This window comes from Phaeobacter cretensis (genome assembly GCF_047372505.1).
Taxonomy (GTDB): Bacteria; Pseudomonadota; Alphaproteobacteria; order Rhodobacterales; family Rhodobacteraceae; genus Phaeobacter; species Phaeobacter cretensis.
In genome coordinates, this window is sequence record NZ_JBKBEU010000001.1 from 3,314,449 (window position 1) to 3,331,594 (window position 17,146).

General features: G+C 54.7%; 17 protein-coding genes. 5 read left to right on the forward strand and 12 right to left on the reverse strand.

Going from position 1 to position 17,146, the window contains the following annotated elements:
• Positions 1-90 precede the first annotated feature (90 nt).
• On the reverse strand, positions 91-1,005 hold the full coding sequence (locus ACEWZM_RS15715) for a LysR family transcriptional regulator (RefSeq protein WP_414007333.1): 915 nt from the start codon (positions 1,003-1,005) through the stop codon (positions 91-93).
• A 137-nt stretch (positions 1,006-1,142) separates the two neighbouring features.
• Here ACEWZM_RS15715 and ACEWZM_RS15720 point away from each other — a divergent pair, with 137 nt between their 5' ends.
• From ACEWZM_RS15720 to ACEWZM_RS15730, 3 genes are all read left to right on the forward strand, one after another.
• Positions 1,143-1,619, forward strand: coding sequence for a nuclear transport factor 2 family protein (locus tag ACEWZM_RS15720; protein WP_414007334.1), 477 nt, complete (start codon positions 1,143-1,145; stop codon positions 1,617-1,619).
• Between the two features lie 27 nt (positions 1,620-1,646).
• Positions 1,647-2,273: a glutathione S-transferase family protein gene (locus tag ACEWZM_RS15725; RefSeq protein ID WP_414007335.1), complete on the forward strand. Its 627-nt coding sequence runs from the start codon at positions 1,647-1,649 to the stop codon at positions 2,271-2,273.
• Between the two features lie 73 nt (positions 2,274-2,346).
• Positions 2,347-3,984 (forward strand): FAD-binding oxidoreductase, encoded by a 1,638-nt coding sequence (locus ACEWZM_RS15730; RefSeq protein ID WP_414007336.1) that lies wholly within the window; start codon positions 2,347-2,349, stop codon positions 3,982-3,984.
• A gap of 97 nt (positions 3,985-4,081) precedes the next feature.
• On the opposite strand, the gene ACEWZM_RS15735 is transcribed toward ACEWZM_RS15730, so the two are convergent.
• The 5 genes from ACEWZM_RS15735 to ACEWZM_RS15755 form a co-directional block, all read right to left on the reverse strand.
• Positions 4,082-6,061, reverse strand: a complete 1,980-nt coding sequence (locus ACEWZM_RS15735) for an ATP-binding protein (protein WP_414007337.1) — start codon at positions 6,059-6,061, stop codon at positions 4,082-4,084.
• Positions 6,046-6,906, reverse strand: a complete 861-nt coding sequence (locus ACEWZM_RS15740) for a phosphate/phosphite/phosphonate ABC transporter substrate-binding protein (RefSeq protein WP_414007338.1) — start codon at positions 6,904-6,906, stop codon at positions 6,046-6,048. The genes ACEWZM_RS15735 and ACEWZM_RS15740 overlap by 16 nt, the downstream gene beginning before the upstream one ends.
• Positions 6,903-7,436, reverse strand: a complete 534-nt coding sequence (locus ACEWZM_RS15745; RefSeq protein WP_414007339.1) for a response regulator — start codon at positions 7,434-7,436, stop codon at positions 6,903-6,905. Before ACEWZM_RS15745 ends, ACEWZM_RS15740 begins: the two co-directional genes overlap by 4 nt.
• A gap of 163 nt (positions 7,437-7,599) precedes the next feature.
• Complete coding sequence (locus tag ACEWZM_RS15750; RefSeq protein WP_414007340.1) at positions 7,600-7,953, reverse strand: response regulator; 354 nt, start codon at positions 7,951-7,953, stop codon at positions 7,600-7,602.
• Positions 7,954-8,494: 541 nt separating this feature from the next.
• On the reverse strand, positions 8,495-9,334 hold the full coding sequence (locus ACEWZM_RS15755; RefSeq protein WP_414007341.1) for an AAA family ATPase: 840 nt from the start codon (positions 9,332-9,334) through the stop codon (positions 8,495-8,497).
• 194 nt (positions 9,335-9,528) lie between these two features.
• On the opposite strand from ACEWZM_RS15755, the gene dksA reads away from it, so the two are divergent.
• Together dksA and ACEWZM_RS15765 are read left to right on the forward strand one after the other, a co-directional pair.
• Positions 9,529-9,951 carry an RNA polymerase-binding protein DksA gene (dksA, locus tag ACEWZM_RS15760; RefSeq protein WP_414008057.1) on the forward strand — a complete coding sequence of 141 codons (423 nt, stop codon included), beginning with the start codon at positions 9,529-9,531 and terminating at the stop codon, positions 9,949-9,951.
• A 120-nt stretch (positions 9,952-10,071) separates the two neighbouring features.
• Positions 10,072-11,298 (forward strand): FAD-dependent monooxygenase, encoded by a 1,227-nt coding sequence (locus ACEWZM_RS15765; RefSeq protein ID WP_414007342.1) that lies wholly within the window; start codon positions 10,072-10,074, stop codon positions 11,296-11,298.
• A 511-nt stretch (positions 11,299-11,809) separates the two neighbouring features.
• Here ACEWZM_RS15765 and ACEWZM_RS15770 read toward each other — a convergent pair.
• From ACEWZM_RS15770 to ACEWZM_RS15795, 6 genes are read right to left on the reverse strand one after another with little or no spacing between them, the layout of a single operon-like run.
• Positions 11,810-12,208 carry a RidA family protein gene (locus ACEWZM_RS15770; RefSeq protein ID WP_414007343.1) on the reverse strand — a complete coding sequence of 133 codons (399 nt, stop codon included), beginning with the start codon at positions 12,206-12,208 and terminating at the stop codon, positions 11,810-11,812.
• A 13-nt stretch (positions 12,209-12,221) separates the two neighbouring features.
• Complete coding sequence (locus ACEWZM_RS15775; RefSeq protein ID WP_414007344.1) at positions 12,222-13,115, reverse strand: sugar kinase; 894 nt, start codon at positions 13,113-13,115, stop codon at positions 12,222-12,224.
• The gene (locus tag ACEWZM_RS15780; protein WP_414007345.1) at positions 13,108-13,743 is read right to left on the reverse strand and encodes a 2-dehydro-3-deoxy-6-phosphogalactonate aldolase; all 636 of its coding nucleotides are present in this window, start codon (positions 13,741-13,743) and stop codon (positions 13,108-13,110) included. The genes ACEWZM_RS15775 and ACEWZM_RS15780 overlap by 8 nt, the downstream gene beginning before the upstream one ends.
• Positions 13,740-14,618 carry a 2-dehydro-3-deoxygalactonokinase gene (locus ACEWZM_RS15785; protein ID WP_414007346.1) on the reverse strand — a complete coding sequence of 293 codons (879 nt, stop codon included), beginning with the start codon at positions 14,616-14,618 and terminating at the stop codon, positions 13,740-13,742. The genes ACEWZM_RS15780 and ACEWZM_RS15785 overlap by 4 nt, the downstream gene beginning before the upstream one ends.
• Complete coding sequence (locus ACEWZM_RS15790; RefSeq protein ID WP_414007347.1) at positions 14,615-15,670, reverse strand: D-TA family PLP-dependent enzyme; 1,056 nt, start codon at positions 15,668-15,670, stop codon at positions 14,615-14,617. The genes ACEWZM_RS15785 and ACEWZM_RS15790 overlap by 4 nt, the downstream gene beginning before the upstream one ends.
• The gene (locus tag ACEWZM_RS15795) at positions 15,667-17,133 is read right to left on the reverse strand and encodes a M81 family metallopeptidase (protein ID WP_414007348.1); all 1,467 of its coding nucleotides are present in this window, start codon (positions 17,131-17,133) and stop codon (positions 15,667-15,669) included. Before ACEWZM_RS15795 ends, ACEWZM_RS15790 begins: the two co-directional genes overlap by 4 nt.
• Positions 17,134-17,146 lie beyond the last annotated feature (13 nt).

A 17,146-nucleotide genomic window follows, 5' to 3' on the forward strand; every position in this document is an offset into this window, starting at 1 on the left:
AAAAATCTGAAGATGTCTTCGGAGGCATGCCCAATTTGCGAAGCGCCTGCGGTTTGGCTTTGCGGGTAGGTTTGACCAAATGAACTGCACTCAGCGTGTCTGCATACCCTGATTCAGTACAGGCGACTTTCTTAGTTGGTCCCTTGCGAAATCCAGAAAGCTGCGCACCTTGGTGGACACCCTGCGGCCTTCATAATGCACGAGATGGATGGGGAACTGCTCCGGCTCGTGATCTTCCAGCACGGTTTGCAACTCACCAGAAATCAGTTCAGGGCCAACTTGATAGGACAGCGCGCGGGTCAGGCCCCAACCGGATCGCGCAAGGCTCGTTGCGGCGGCAACGCTTGATACAATCAAGCGTGGGGTGATCTTGACAGCCCTGTCGCGATTTGCGCCGAACCGCCATTCATCAATTCTGGTCAGGGTCGAGGCTGATACGATCTTATGCTCCGCCAAATCCGCAGGGGTCTGCGGCACACCATGTTCTGCAAAATATTCCGGTGCGCCGCAGACAACTTGCCGGACGTGCCCTACTTTGACTGCTGTCAGCCCGGATGTTGTGAGTTGCCCAATCCGCACACCGATGTCGAGCCCCTCTTCGACAAGATTCACGACGCGGTCTACCATCATGATATTGGCTGTCACATCCGGATGGACATCCAAATATGCTGCCACAACAGGGGCGACGTGAATTCGACCAAATTCCACGGGCGAGGTTAATCGCAGCATGCCTTTGGGGCGACCTATCGCACCAGATACCGTATCGTTTGCGCTTTCAAGATCCTCGAGAATGCCACGCACGTCTTCCAGATAAGTTCGGCCGATATCCGTCAGGCGTACTGCTCTTGTAGTGCGTGCAAAGAGCCGCGTGCCAAGCCGTTCTTCCAACTCGTTGACCCCGCGGGTCGCGGATGGAGCGCTGATCCCCAAAGCACGGGCACCGGCTGCAAAACTCTCGGCTTCGGCTACGGCAACGAAGACCTTAAGCGATTGAAGACTGTCCATGTGCACATCCCATTACTATCAATAATTGAAATAATAACTTTCAAATTTCCAGGATTATTGCCGATTTTGACTTTCTATACAACGGCTCTTACCGCCCCCTGCAGCCCAGGGCTTGCGCAGAAGGAAAGCCGTCCAACATGACAACCGAAGCCCCGCGACACCCGTTGCCACCGTTCACCGAAGATACCGCTCGTGAGAAGATACGCCTCGCCGAAGATGGCTGGAACGGTCGCGACCCGGCCCGGGTCGCGATGGCCTATACGCCAGACAGCCATTGGCGCAACCGGACCGAGTTCCCAAAGGGACGCGCAGAGATCGAGCAATTCCTCAGCCGCAAATGGAACAAGGAACACGACTACCGCCTGATCAAAGAACTTTGGGCATATTCGGGCAACCGCATCGCTGTGCGTTATGCCTATGAATACCGGGATGACAGCGGCAATTGGTTTCGCGCCTACGGTAACGAAAACTGGGAATTCGATGAAAAGGGTTACATGGCGCATCGCCAGGCCTCGATCAACGAGCAATCCATTCGCCCTGATGAGCGCAAGTTTCATTGGCCCCTCGGGCCCCGCCCAAATGCGCATCCGGGTCTGAGCGACCTTGGTCTCTAACTCCATTCTCACTCAAAGGACAAAACTATGGCAACTCCCGTCAAACTCTACCGCAGCCCGAAGTCCGGCCATTGTCACCGCGTCGAATTGATGTTGGCCTTTCTGGATCTACCCTACGAGACTATTGATCTGGATATGGCTAGCGGTGCCCACAAGTCACCGGAATATTTGAAAATCAACCCCTTTGGTCTGGTGCCAGCGATTGATGATGGCGGTTACATCTTGGCCGACAGCAATGCGATCCTGGTCTATCTCGTGCAGACCTACGCACAGGGGTCTGACTGGATGCCAACGGCTCCCAAAGAGGCTGCCGATGTGCAGCGTTGGCTGACAGTAGCAGCTGATAATATCTACTCCGGCCCCTGTGTAGCCCGGTTGGTAAAGCTCTTCGGCGCGGGCTACGACCACAGTGCAGCAGTTGCCAAAGCGCATGATCTTTTCGCATTGATGGATACGCACCTGGCTGGCCGCGATTGGCTGGCAACCGGTTCGATAACAATCGCTGACGTCGCCGGTTACAGTTATATCGCCCATGCACCCGAAGGCGGTGTTGATCTGAAGCCCTACCCAAATCTTCGCGCTTGGCTAACCCGTATCGAGGCACAGCCAAATTTTGTTGGCATGGTCTCGTCCCCGATCCCTGAAATGGCCTGAGAACAGCCCCGTGCTGGGGGCCAGATTCATCTCCGGCACGGTCTTCTTTTCTCTGCGCCAAAGGATCATCAACATGAGTACACAGGACAGAGTAAACCCGTTTCACGACGGTGAATTGCAGGCCCAGATTCGGGCCGGAGTAGGTGATGTGGCCACATGGGCGGGCGGATTTATTCGTGATTTCCTGCCAGATCAGCACCGTACGTTTCACACATCGCTACCATTTCTTGTTGTTTCCGGGGCCGATACGTCCGGGCGGACCTGGGTCACGATGGTTGATGGGGCAGAGGGGTTTGTGACTTCACCTGATCCTCAGACCGTAACACTGGATACCGACATTGATGCTACTGACCCTCTATTCCAGGCGTTTCAAACCGGCACCGATATAGGCGTTTTGGGGATTGAGCTTGCTTCCAGACGTCGCAATCGTTTCAGCGGAAGGATAAGGGCCGGGGCGAATGGCTATACAATCGACATTTACCAGACCTTTGGAAACTGTCCGCAGTATATCCACGAACGCACTTGGACTCGTGCGGCAAAGAACGCTGTTGTTAATGCACAATACAGTGACGCGCTGACAAATGCGCAGATCGCTTTGATCACCGCCTCGGACACGATGTTTGTCGGTTCGGGTCATAACGGGCGTCCCGGTGCCGCCTCAAACGGTTTTGACGCCTCGCATCGCGGTGGTGCACCGGGCTTTGTGCATATTTTGGATGGCACCCATCTGCAAATTCCGGATTATGCGGGAAACAATTTTTTCAACACCATTGGCAATCTCGTCTCAAACCCGCGCATTGGCTTGATGTTTGTCGATTTTGACACCGGCGGGCTGCTGCATGTGTCTGGGCGTACCACGATCGATTGGGACCCCAAAGGCTTCCATGACCCTGACGCGTTGCGCGTAATCAACGTCGAGATTGACGCCGTGCTAGAACGTTCCGGGGCTGTGGGTTTGCGGTGGGCCAAACAGGATCACCTGGCCCGCCATCTGAAATTGGTGCGACGCGAAACAGAATCCGACAGCATTACGTCATTTTATTTTGAACCTTGCGATGGCCGCCCACTGCAGACATTCGAAGCCGGCCAACACCTCCCTATTGAGGTGCAGATCCCCAAACAGACGACGCCCATAAAACGCAACTATTCACTGTCAGGGTCACCCAAGGGCAAAAGACAATACCGCATCAGTGTCAAACGCGAAGACAAGGGGGTGGTTTCACGATTTTTGCATGACATTTTGCGCCCCGGCAACGTGATCAAAGCGCGAAACCCCTCAGGCGGATTTGTAATCCCCTGCTACGATTGTCCGCTCGTTCTGGTCAGTGCTGGCGTCGGGCTGACGCCGATGATCTCGGCCTTGCATGCCAGTGCACAGCAGCAAGATCGTATCGTCTGGTTTGTCCACGGCGCACGCAGCGGCGCGGACCACGCATTCCGCGGCGAAGTGGATCAACTGGTGGCGGGCAATGAAAATTTGCACTGCCGCACCTACTATAGCGAACCTGGATTGGACGATGTTCTGGGCCTTGACTATAGCGGCGAAGGGCGGGTTACAGCGAAACGCTTGTTCGAGCTTAACGCTGGCCCGGCTGCCCAATATATGCTGTGTGGCCCGGCTGCCTTTTTGGCAGACATTTGCGGAGAGCTGGAGGCCGGAGGTGTACCCGCGGATCACATCCATTTTGAGACGTTTGGCCCGACCGGCTAGGAGCACTTTGGCAGGTATGACACTCCGAAGTCATTGAACTTGTGCTTCTTTTCGGGTGTATCTTCTTTTGCGTCGGCTACTTGATAGCCGGTCTTATTCAGGCTGCGGGCTGATTTAATGCTTGTTCATCCTGCTGCGCGTTTGGCAGAATAATTCTGAAACACGCGCCGTCACCTTCATTCGTTGCGGAGATAGTTCCGGACATGTCGCGGATCGTGCCGAAACTGATCGACAGCCCCAATCCGGTGCCTTTGCCGGGATCTTTCGTGGTGAAGAAAGGTTCAAACAGTTTGTCTAGTACGTCTTCGGGAATGCCGCCGCCGGTGTCCCGCATTTCGATCACGTGACCAAGGTCAGTGGCGAATTCAGCGGTGAGAGATATCTGCCCTTTGGGTGCGTCGCTCGCCTCGATGGCATCACGGGCATTGCTGACAAGGTTGAGCAAGACCTGCTCAAAGATGACCTTTTCTCCCAGTACGATTCCCGCCTCATCCGGCACCGCAAGTTTGAGCGAAATATCCAGCGTATGAAGCTGTGCTCTGGCAAGCGTTGACATCTCGTGCAGACTGTCACGCAGATCGAAGGGCGCACTGACTCCATCGGCTTTGCGTCCAAAGATCCGCATGTGATTGATGATCTGAGAGGCGCGTTCGGTCTGCTCCCCGACGCGGACCAGTTTTCCACGCAGGTACTCCAGGTCGGCTTTGCCCTTGTCGATACGTTTCACGCAGGTATTTGAAGCCATGCGGATTACGCCCAACGGCTGGTTCAGTTCATGCGCGACACCGGTGGCCATTTCCCCAAGGGTCGCCAGTTTGGATGCATGAATTAGCTGTTGTTCAGATTGGCGCAGGTCGGTGATGTCCTTCGCAGAAAGCACGGTTCCGATCCCGTCCACATGCGATTGAACGGTCAGTAAAATACGGTCGGGCGCACGGCGGATCTCTCTTGGCATGCCATGAACACGCAAGAGTTGCTCTTCGATCCAAGCGTCGCGATCCTCCACACCCAGGAATGCAGCCTGTTCAAAACCCGCGTTGAGGAAGTCGCGCAGTGTGAAGTGCTCGGGTAGCGCCTCCAGTATATTCTGATTGAAGGCGCGGAACGCGGCATTGAGGAACATCACCTGTCCGTCAATTCCAAATATGGCTACTTGTTCTTCGACCTGATCAAACGCAGAGATCAGGCGCTGTTGTTCGACCCGAGCGATTTCAACAGCTTGCATGGCGTTTTGGAACACAACCGTGGCACGCGCCATGTCGCCGATTTCATCCGGCCGATCAGTATCCGGCACATCGATCATGCTACGTTTTTGCGAGATGTCTCGCAAACACCCCACAAGAACCTCGACACGGGCGCGTTTGGCCAAGAGTTCATCCTGTTGATTTTGTAGAGTACGACGGTCGCTGGATAAGGTTTGCGCCATGTAGTTGAAACACTTCGCCGTATCGGCAAGCTCATCACGACCCTTCACGTCAATCTGACTGTCGAGATTGCCGCCGGCGATTGCAAGCGCGCCCAAGCGCAGCCCCTGCAATTGTCGGGTGAGCATTGTGCCGAGCGCGAAGCCAAAGATCGCAACCAACGACATGCCGATCAACGCAATAACCACGTTCCAGTAAAGGGCCTGTGCGATTTCTCTTTCGACAGCAAGTGTGGAAAGCCCCAGTTCAATGGAACCGAATTCAGTCCCTTCCACCGTGACCGGTAGATCGATATCGATCACATGGTCGCTGCGAGCCTCGTCAAAGTTAGAGTCCTTGACAAAGGGCGCTGCGAGGGCGGCTTTGGCTCCCCCCTGCGACAAGACAATACCTGCCGGGTTTTTGACACGCAGATATGTGAGTTCATTGCTGGAGACAGCGGTTTCGATCGTCGCATCCAGCGTGGCCAGATCCGTAGCGATTACCGCATCGGCAACGGTGTTGGAAAAGACACGGGCCGTGGACTCTGCTCTTTGATACAATTGCGTCGTGGCAGAGCCGCCTAGGGCAAACTGGTTGATGGCAATTAGAAATGCCATCACCGTCAGTTCAATCAGTGCGATCCCAAGAACCGTTTTTAGCCGGAAGGACATTCAATATCTCCCTTGTGCGTGATGCCTGTTTCGTCTCTGGCCATGCCTAATGCCCGGACATCGTCCCAATCAGAATCCTCTGCTGAGACAAACCCCTTCATGCCGATGCCCTGCACCAGATCTGGGGCCGAGGTCACCATGCCCAGCAGGGCTGTTTGAACGCCCGTTGCGAATACAGGATCAACGCCTTCATGTACTGCGACTGCATGTGGGGTGAAACCATCCGTTTCGAAAATAATCTGCAATTGGGCACGAACGTCGGGATCCAATGCGTTCCAAGTCCGCGTCACGCCGCCACCCGCAGGCATCAATCCAGCCGCCACAGCCCGGTAGACGCTGTCATGAGATTTGACGTAGGACGGCTCAAAGCTGACATCGGCCTGCCGCAGGGATGCGCGGTTCAGGATGCTTGCCCCAAATGCGCCTGGCGACGGAAAAGCGATGACTTGCCCGTCAAGGCTAGAGATTTCGGTAATATCAGCGTCAGCTCTTGCGACCATCACACCTCGCAGCCGCTTACCCTGCTGATGGGCAAGGGCACGGTAGGCGGCCTCTTGCGAAAAAATGGTGTAGTGCATTGGGTTCATATAGGCGAAATCAAAAGCCCCGGCGGCGAGGCAGGCCTCAAAAGTCGGGATATCTTTCGCTGTCCGGAACCGAAACGTTGCACCGGTCTGGCGGCCAAGTTCATTCAGAAAAGGCCCCCACATCCGGGCAAGGCGGCTGGCGGACTGTTGCGGTACAATACCGAAAGTCACCTCAGGTCCATCGCTGGCTGCCCCGGCTGATATTGGAGCGGTGAACGCCAGGCAAAGGGCTGCCATACATGCATGTAATTTTTTCATGCGGCATCTCCTCTCGATGCCTGAACGTTGGCGTCATGTACTTCTTGGGTAATGCGCTGCACTTTCTTGAGCAGGTCTTCACCGTTTACGGTGCGACCCGGAGTTGGTGCTGCCGTTTTTGCAGTTTCTGCGCCCGCGCGCACAGCTGCAATCAACTGATCCGGATCCAGCGGTTTGGAGAGAAAGTCGACGGCGCTTGTCTGCCGTGTCGGCTTGAACGCCGATGGATCTCCACTTAAGACCACAAAGCTCAACTCGCGTTCGGGGAACCGAGCCTCGGCGCGGGACATCAGCTGAAACCCATTAGATGTGTCGCCCGATGGGTCAACAAAATGGACGTCGGTTACAACCACACCGATATGCGGGTACCACTCCAGAACCTCAAGTGCCATGTCGACACTATCAGCAATGATGGCATTCCAGCCCTCAAAATCCACGATGTCCTGCAGCTCTTCCAATGCATCCCGGTCGTCATCAACAACAAGAACGGTCAGGGTAGGTTCGGCTTCGTTTTGGGTAATCATTGTCATCTTTAACTCCATCCTAAGTGAATGTCACAATCTCACCTTGAGCTGAGTATGCCATTGCACACAATGGTTTTCTTACTTTATATCCCTATGAATTTATTTGCTTTATCCCTACGTATAGACGTCCTGATCCTATGGACCGAAGAGGATACTAGTGAGCGCTAGCCTACACCGCGTTGTTGATTGCTTCGACAAGATCATCGGTATCAATGGGTTTCGCGAAACATGCGACGGCACCCAAAGCCAAGGCATCCTCACGGGACGATTCGGCGCCATGACCACTCACGACGAACATTGCACCCGGATAACCGTCCTGGTTGAGTTGCCGCAAAAGTTCCAAACCACCGACCATTGGCATTTTCAGATCGGTCACCACCGCATCAAAGGATGTTACTGCGCATTGGCTCAAGGCATCCTCGACGGATTCTGCTGCAGCCACATCAATGTCTTCAAGTTCGAGAGCTTCCTGAAGTTCCTCACGCAAAAGAGGCTCATCGTCGACAATCAGAACTAGGGTCATGAAACTACTCCAATTTAAATGTATCGCAGGATACCACGTCACTTTCGGGCACCTGCAGAGCATTGGGATGGCACAGGCACTCAGATGGTCAGTTAGTCAAAGTCCGAGGCTTGAACCGCAGCTCGTCACCTCATCGGAAAAGGCATCACTTAGCAGGCGAGGCTCGTCTTGGTCGTCGCATAGGTCAAACTGCTCGCGCAGATCATACGTGGAGCAGGCAAACCCACTGTGGGACCGCTCCTCCAAAATGGCTCGGACCCATATCGCCTGGGATCAAAGCCTGGGGCAGCTTGCCACGGATTGATTAATGAATTCCTCTACCGGTTGTCCGCGGGGCCACGACCCATGAGGCGGATTAGCAAGCGACTATCAATTTATGGAAGGTATGAATGCATAGCCGTAGGCGCGCTGTAGATCGGCACCTTCGTTAGGGGCTTCCCCAAAAAACGTGCCAGCAAGACCGATGGACCTCAAGCAAAAGGCCCGCGAAATAGCGGGCCTGTCGTGGTCTGTTTTGTTTATCTTTTTACGGGCGGGGGGCTCAGCGGCGACCGCGTGCCAAAAAGGCGAGGCGTTCGAACAGATGCACGTCCTGTTCATTCTTCAAAAGAGCGCCGTGCAGTTTTGGCAGGGCATCAGCCCCATCGCGTTTCAGATCCTCGGCAGTCAGGTCTTCAGCCAACAGCAGCTTTAGCCAGTCCAGGACTTCGGATGTTGATGGTTTCTTCTTCAACCCTTGCGTGTCACGAATTTCGTAGAATTGGGTGAGGGCAGTGGTCAGCAAGCTGTCCTTGATGCCAGGGTGATGCACCTCGACGATCTTGCGCATGGTATCGGCATCGGGGAATTGAATATAGTGGAAGAAGCAGCGGCGCAGAAATGCGTCGGGCAGTTCCTTTTCATTGTTAGAGGTGATGATCATGATCGGACGTTGCTTGGCGCGGATCGTCTCGCCGGTCTCGTAGACATGGAACTCCATCTTGTCGAGCTCCTGCAACAGGTCGTTCGGGAACTCGATATCGGCTTTGTCGATCTCATCAATCAGCAGGACGACTTTTTCGTCCGCGTCGAATGCCTCCCAAAGCTTCCCCTTTTTGATGTAGTTCCGGACGTCGTGCACCCGCTCATCGCCCAGCTGGCTGTCCCGGAGGCGACTGACTGCATCATATTCATACAGCCCCTGTTGGGCGCGGGTGGTGGATTTGACGTTCCATTCGATCATCCGCAGACCCAGTGCATCTGCCACCTGCCGCGCCAGTTCGGTTTTGCCCGTTCCTGGCTCTCCCTTGACCAGCAAAGGACGCTCCAGTGTCACGGCTGCATTGACCGCGATCTTCAGATCCTCTGTCGCGACGTAATCCTTAGTGCCCTGAAACTGCATATCTTTCCTGCCACATTGCCTCTGTTCAACCCCTGGGGGCGCTCTTATGGAGGTTTTAACCCTTTGTGAGTACTATTGTGTAGTGACAATCGCCTACACAGGGGATAAACGCTGCGGCATGCGGGGGGAGCCGCTGAGTTTGTAAACAATACCGAAGGAAGACCGGCAGTATGGGGCAAACCAAAGGTACCGAAATGAAGCAAGAAATGTTTCTGCCGGACGACTATCGTCCAGCTGAAGATGAAACCTTCATGAATGACCGGCAGCAGGAATATTTTCGTCGCAAGCTACATGACTGGAAGCAGGAACTTCTGGCTGAAAGCCGCGACACCATCGAAGGGTTGCAAGATAACACTCGCAATATTCCCGATGTCGCCGACCGCGCTAGCGAAGAAACTGATCGCGCGCTGGAACTGCGCACCCGTGACCGCCAGCGCAAGCTGGTTGCCAAAATTGACTCGGCCATCCGCCGTATCGACGAAGGCGAATACGGGTATTGCGAAGTCACCGGCGAGCCGATTTCGCTCAAGCGTCTGGATGCCCGGCCCATCGCCACGATGAGCCTTGAGGCACAGGAACGTCACGAACGGCGCGAAAAAGTTCACCGCGACGACTGATTTTCTTGCAAATCCGAAAAAATACCTAACGCCGGGGCCTGTTGCTCCGGCGTTTTTCGTTTATCTGGGGGTGTCGCTTGATCAATCCGGACCGATCAGCGCACAGACAAGCGGGACAGAATGAGACTGACAGACCGAAAAATCACCATTATCGGCGCTGGCATTGGTGGCCTTGCGGCGGCTCTCGCCTTCAGTCAGCAGGGCGCAGAGGTCACCGTTTTGGAACAAGCCGAGGCGATTGCAGAAGTGGGCGCCGGTCTCCAGATCAGCCCAAACGGTGTTGCTGTCCTTCGCGCGCTGGGATTGGCGGATGATCTTGCCTGGAGCGCACCGCGCGCCCGGGCTGTCGTCCTGCGCAGTCACCGACGGGGCCGCGAAGTGGTGCGTCTGGATTTGGACCAATATGCGCCGGGGCAGAATTTCTACTTTGTTCACCGAGCAGATCTGATCAACCTGCTTGCCGACGCGGCGCGCAAGAGCGGCGTCAAAGTGCGGTTGCTACAGAAGGTCGACCGTATCACCAGCGGCGCGCGTCCGGTGGTGCATCTCGCCAATGGGGCGCAATGTGGTGGTGATCTTGTGATTGGTGCTGACGGGTTGCGCTCCAAGGCGCGCGCGGCGCTGAATGGCGTCGCAAAGCCGCGCTTCACTGGGCAGGTGGCGTGGCGTGCCACGGTTGCCAACCTGCACAACCATCCGGTCGAGGCACAGGTCTTCATGGGGCCAGGTCGGCATCTGGTGACATATCCACTGCGTGACAGCAGCCTGATGAACATCGTCGCCGTACAGGAACGCAAGACCTGGGCCGATGAAGGATGGCACCACGCGGACGAGCCTGAAAATCTGCGGGCCGCTTTCCAGGGGTTTGGTGGCACCGCCCGAAATCTATTGGCGCAGGTCGATCAGGTGGCGCTTTGGGGGCTGTTCCGGCACCCAGTTGCAGAGATCTGGTATCAAGGAGCATTGACGATTATGGGCGATGCGGCACATCCAACTCTGCCGTTTATGGCGCAGGGGGCCAACCTCGCGCTGGAGGACGCCTGGGTGCTGGTTGATGCGCTACGCACGGCTGCAAGTACTGAGGACGGCCTCGCCGCCTATCAGGCCCGCCGTAGTGACCGTGCCACAAAAGTGGTCGATGCGGCCACGGGTAACGCCTGGAAATACCATCTGCGTCAGCCGCTTGCCTGGCCCGCTCACCAGATCATGCGGCTTGGCGGCCGCCTCGCTCCTCAGCGTATGGTCCAGCAGTTCGATTGGATCTATGGCCACGACGTCACCGATGGCACGCCTGCTCCAGCTGAAAACGACCCCGGCGCCGGCGGTTCACTCACGACGCTGGCCTGAGATGTCGCACTAGAGGCGGCAGTCAAATCAAAATGTGATTGAGTACTGTATGGAGAGAGCGTGAGAACGGCCGCATGCAGTTGCTAAAACGGCCTCGTCTTAAGCACAACCGGGTTGCTCGATGGTCGCTTCGAACTCATATTCTCGGATACTGCACAATTCACGAACGGCGGCTTAGGCCCGAAGTGTGAATTCGGTTTCTCTGCTGTCTGCCGTCTCTGCGTGGAAAATGCTGCGCCAGCGTGAAATTTGATGCTGCCGCGCAGCGTAAATAGCGACCATTTTTGTAGGCCACAGTAAGTAAATCACCCTGAATTCACTGGCCGCAGAACAAAACGTCTTTTCAACGTTTGCTGTAAAGGGGCAGTTATAGAATGCGGATTGGATACGATGTAGTTAGTAAAACGTAGATGCAAACAGACTCCAAAGAACGAGCGAAGCTCCAATAATTTGTATTTGCAGGAGGTTTCTCTTGAGTTCATATGCATCCACAACGCTCGGACATTCAATGCTACCCAAGCGGCTTATACACCACAGCATCTATTTCGACTTTGGCGTCAACCATGATTTGGGAACGAACGGTTGAACGCGCAGGCCCTCCATTTGGGAAGTAGCTGGCATAGACCCTGTTGAAGGTCCAGAAATCGCGTGGATCATCCAGCCAGACCCCTACCTTTGCGATGTCTTCTAAGGTGCAATCCGCTAAGGCCAGTGCGGCAATTAGGTTCTCCATTGTTTTTCGAGTTTGGCTCTCGATGCCTCCTGCTTCGATCTCGCCATTTTCTTTCATGGCGACTTGCCCAGAAATAAAGACAAAATCTCCCGCTCTTACTGCTGGTGCGAATGGCAGTGCCTGCCCGCCTGCGCCTGTACGGTCGTCGCCAAGGCGAATGATATTTTTGCTGCTCATGTTGAGTTTCCTTTTAGGTGAGTGAAGATTTGAAGGGGATCGGATCAACAGCGCCGAAGCCGGTTGTCGACAAGGCCGCGCCGCGATTGGCTTGCTCTGCTGCCTTGATGATGTTGCCGTGTTCCATGTAGTTGGCGAGGAATATTCCGTTGAAGCAGTCACCAGCACCGGTCGCATCTTTTGCGACGACATCTTCGCCGGGAATAGTGGCCACGCGACCATTCTCTGAAACCACGACACCATCGGAGCCAAGCGTTAGGGCGACGATTTTGGCTCCGAGCTCGTGATAGAAAGTCACAATCTCATCTGGGCTGTTCAGTCCGGTCAGTTTCCGGGCGTCGTCCAGACCCGGCAAAGCTATATCGCAGTGACGCATCAGGTCATGCGTTACGTCTCTGGCCTTGTCCAAAGACCAGAGCGCAGTTCGAAGGTTTGGGTCAAATGCAATCGTCACATCGGCACTTCGTGCCACAGCTGTTGCGTGAAATACGGCCTCACTCAGGCTTTCGCTGACACCAAGTCCTATGCCGGATGAATAGAATATCTTTGCTTTGGAAATCGCTGAGTTGGGGAGGTCTCGCGCCGTCATCTGGCTCGCTGCAGAACCTTTGCGGCGATACCTGAAGTGATGTTCGTCATTGTGATGGAAAACAAAGTAGACCCCGGTGTCCTGCCCTGGCACGATCGCAACATGTTTTGCACAAACAGTCTCGCGCGCCCAAAGGCTGCAAAGTTCTTTGCCGAATTGATCGTCGCCAACCCGTGAGATTATTCCGGATTTGACCCCTTGCCGCGCGGCTGCGATAGCGACGTTGGAGATATCACCACCAAAGCCGGACTTGAAGGACCCGTCGGGTTGGGCATTCAGCTCAAACAGGGGTTCACCGAGGCAAAGAAGATCAAACACGCTGCGTCCGATACTTTAAATAGGCGTTAGCTAAAGCGGTTGCCTTGGCACCGACCTGAGCGGGGGTATCCCCTGGTCGATAAAGCCAACTGCCGACACCAATCATCTGCGTGCCACTGTTCAACCATTCGCCGAGATTGCCCGCATTGGTGCCACCGGTCGCAACGATTTCGACGTTTTCGGGAAGTACAGCACGCCAGGCTCGAATGGCTGCAGGCCCACACAGATCCGCTGGAAAATACTTGAGGATGTCGGCACCAGCTTTTAGGGCAGCGAATGCCTCGCTCGGCGTGAAGACCCCGGGACAAGATACCATGCCGGCAGCTTTGGTGGCTTTCACAACATCAGAGCAATAATTGGGAGACACTACGAGCTCACAGCCAATCATACTTAGATGCGCAACTTCGTCACAAGTTAATACCGTTCCCGCTCCAACAAACGCAGTGCCCTTTAGCGTTCGTTTGAGCAGCGAAATGGATGCAAACGCATCAGGCGAGTTTAGAGGCACCTCAATTTTTGTGATGCCGTGCGCAATCAACACTTCGGCAATTGGCAAAACCTCGTCTGGGTGAATACCACGCAGAATGGCTAATACAGGAAGGGTCAATTTGGGGTTGTTTGTCGTCATGCTGCGACTTTCTCAAGAATTTTCAGTGCAAAAAACAAGGCGTGCGTGGTGCATCGCTCCGCCGAAACGAGAGTGAATTCGCACTTCAAAGACGTAAGCGCGGTTGCGTAGAGCTCGCGCAGCCTGCCATCCGCGATGAGTGTTACCGAACCGCCAGCAGGCTTCGCAGCAAAAACCTCGCTTCCGATTAAACAACCCGACATAAACCAAGTGCTTTGTTGGGGCGTCAGGTCTTCACAAAGCACCCTGCTGCGCGTCTGAAACAACGCACTTAATAAGGGCGTATCGATCGCCGTTTGGACGCCAATCTTAAAGCTGTCCCAATCTGGTACCCCGTCTTCCGACAGCGCACCGTAGATCGCATGTTGCTGTGATAGGGAAAAAAGCTCACCTGTCACAAACGTCTTGAATTCCGTGATTTTTTGATCTTCGACGTTTGCCCATTTTGAATGGGTTCCCGGTAAACAAAACCAGCCGCTGTGCCCCAATAGGGCCGCACCGCAGATTTGTGTTTCCTCGCCCCGCATCACGTCAGGTGCAGGAGAAGACGTGGAAACGCCGGGCAGGATATACATCTCTTGGTTTGGCCCCGAAAATGGTTGCGCGACTACATCGTTCAATGCACGCGGGGTCCGGACATATGGAACTTCTTGCCACCCCCCGCGTGCGCCAACCATGCCGCAGGCAACTACGGGTAAATATTGGAAGGCAGCCAATGGCCGCACCAACTCTTCAAAACATCTTTCGAAGCCTTTTTGCTTCGCCTCCGAGAAATCAATTTGAGCAGTGCTTTCTGCAAGTATCTCGCCGCCATCACCAAAGACCCACGCGCGCGCATTGCTCGATCCCCAATCGACACCGATCCCGCGAGTCACCAGACTTTACCGCGCGCAGTTACTGTGCTCGGACGGAGAACTTTGCGCCCCCTGGTAAGCTGTACCTTGTCAAACAAATTTGACACGACACACACGTGATTGGGAATGATCCTTACGCGATCCCCAACACTAAGATTGATAGTGTCAGCCGTGAGAACGCCGTGCTCCTCGGACAGGCCTGCAACCTTGATGTCGGGGCGTCCGATGACATAGCCGTGCCCATCAAGGCCAAGCAGGTCTGACGTCAAAGCTTTCGAGCCCGCATCAATCACAGCCCGACTGCTCGTCGGAACAGATACGACTGTTGCCAATACGCTGAGTGCACAATCTTCCCAGTTGCAAGTGCCGCGCGCCTGTAACGAGCGATCATTATAGACATAGGTGCCAATGCGGTACTCGGTGGCCACGGGCACATCCTGCGCCTGCCACATACCTGGTGATCCCCCATTTGAGACTACGGGAACATCGATGCCAAGTGCTTCAATCCCCTCTTTTGCCTCGGTTATCCAAGCCTGAACATCGGCTTCTTTATCTGTCGGAGGGTAGGTCATGAGGCCACCGAATGTGATCCCAGTTTTGCCAGAAACATATCTGGCCATCTCAATGGCTGCCTGAGGGGACGAAACGCCACAGCGTTCGGCGCCCGTATCGCATTCGATCAAAACTGTAAGCGGTGTGGAAGCGCTAGAAAACGTCTCGGACAACCCGTCGATCGTGGTCGCATTGTCGGCCACAACACTTAGCTTTGTTTTCTCTGCGAGTGTTCGCAAGCGGGCCAGTTTTTCTGATCCGATGATATTAAATGTTATCAGAATATCGTCGATGCCACCCTCCGATATCATAGCCTCGGCTTCACTGATTTTCTGACAGGTGATACCAATTGCTCCGGCTTCGATCTGGCGCTTCGCCAAAAACGGCAATTTATGCGTCTTGATATGTGGGCGCAGGTTCAACCCATGCTTGCTGCAATGCGCTTGAAATCGGTCAATATTTGCCTCTGCAATATTGAGATCCACAAGCACGGCGGGGGTGTCGATCTGTGAATACGTCACGATAGCTCCATTTCGTAAGGGTGCTCCGCAATTGGCCAAATCGAGCGTGTCAGGTTCCTGTACTTTGTTGTGGCTGGGCTGTTGGGATAGGGGCCATCAACTGCGGCATAGATGATCTCAGCCGCCACCTCGGCAAACGCGCCGTGGAAATGGTTCGTTGATTTAACAACGAGGACCTTTCTCTGAGTGATGTCGATGCCAAGATTGGTGAATAAGTCGGGGGAAAACGCTTGGCTGCGATTTGAGTTGAGCACAACTTCAATGCCACCGAGGCGGACCACAGAACTATCGCCAAGAGGCACAATGGACGCGCCAAAACTCTGAACAGCGTTTCGTTGGTTTTTGATGACGGTTACTGTGGCATCGACTGGATGCCCGGCATGAGCTGAAGTTTTTCCCCCAAAACGCAAATCCAATACGGCACCCTCACCTGCCGCATGACAAAGACGTACGGCCATCGGATCCCAAATCGTTCCAAACACCACCGAGGTCATGTTCTGCGATATCGCTTCGTGCAACATCAATGTGGAATCTCCGGCCACTCCGCCGCCGGGATTGTCCCAAACGTCTGCGACAACCACTGGCCCTGTATCTGATGCGCGTGCAGCCTTGAGTGCGTGCTTGGCTGATAAGAACTCGGGCTTTGTATGCCCCCGAAAGGAATAAAGTTCACGGCCAAGTTCCCCTGCAATCCGATCTGCTCTGGAGGCGTCATTGTCCGTGATTACAATGATTTTTGCGCCAAGATCAGGAGAGTCACCTGCCATAAACCCATGGATCGCAGAGACGGAAAGAACCTCGCCTGACTGCTCTAGCGCGATCATTTTGTCGACAAAACCACGCATGGGCGCGCGACTGGTTGGCAAAACGTCAATCATGCGCGCATCAAATACAGAAATTGCCGGGGAAATGTCCCCATGGGCCGCGCGCAACGTCAGGTTAACGCATGCTTCACCGGTCTCGACAAAGTCGGTGTGGGGGAATTCTTTGAAAACGGTGATGATATCCGCGTTTTCTACTCTTTTTTGGCTCAAATGGCTGTGGGGATCAAAGCTTACGCCGATTTTCGCTTTAGGGCCCGCAATTTTGCGTGCTTCCTCGATCAACTCACCTTCACAATCAACAGTGCCATCCGCAATCATCGCGCCGTGCAGGCCAAGGACGACGGCATCCACAGGAACCGCTGTACGCAGTTGATCAAGCACTTCGTCACGAAGGTGCGCCCAGGTTTTTGCATTTACCAAACCGCCGGGTTCTGCCCATGTTGCAGTGCCTTCGATCAGGTCAATCTCGCCGGTCACAGCGCGCTTGCGCAGTGCAGGGAAAACGGCGCTGCAAAGGGTTGGGGTCTCGGGATGTGCTCCGGGCGCGGCATAAAAGCTCTGCTCGAAATCCGCGAAATCGGTTCGGAGCGGCGAAAAGGTATTCGTCTCGGTAGCGATTGAAGCGCAAAAAACCCGCATACGTTCGTCCTTG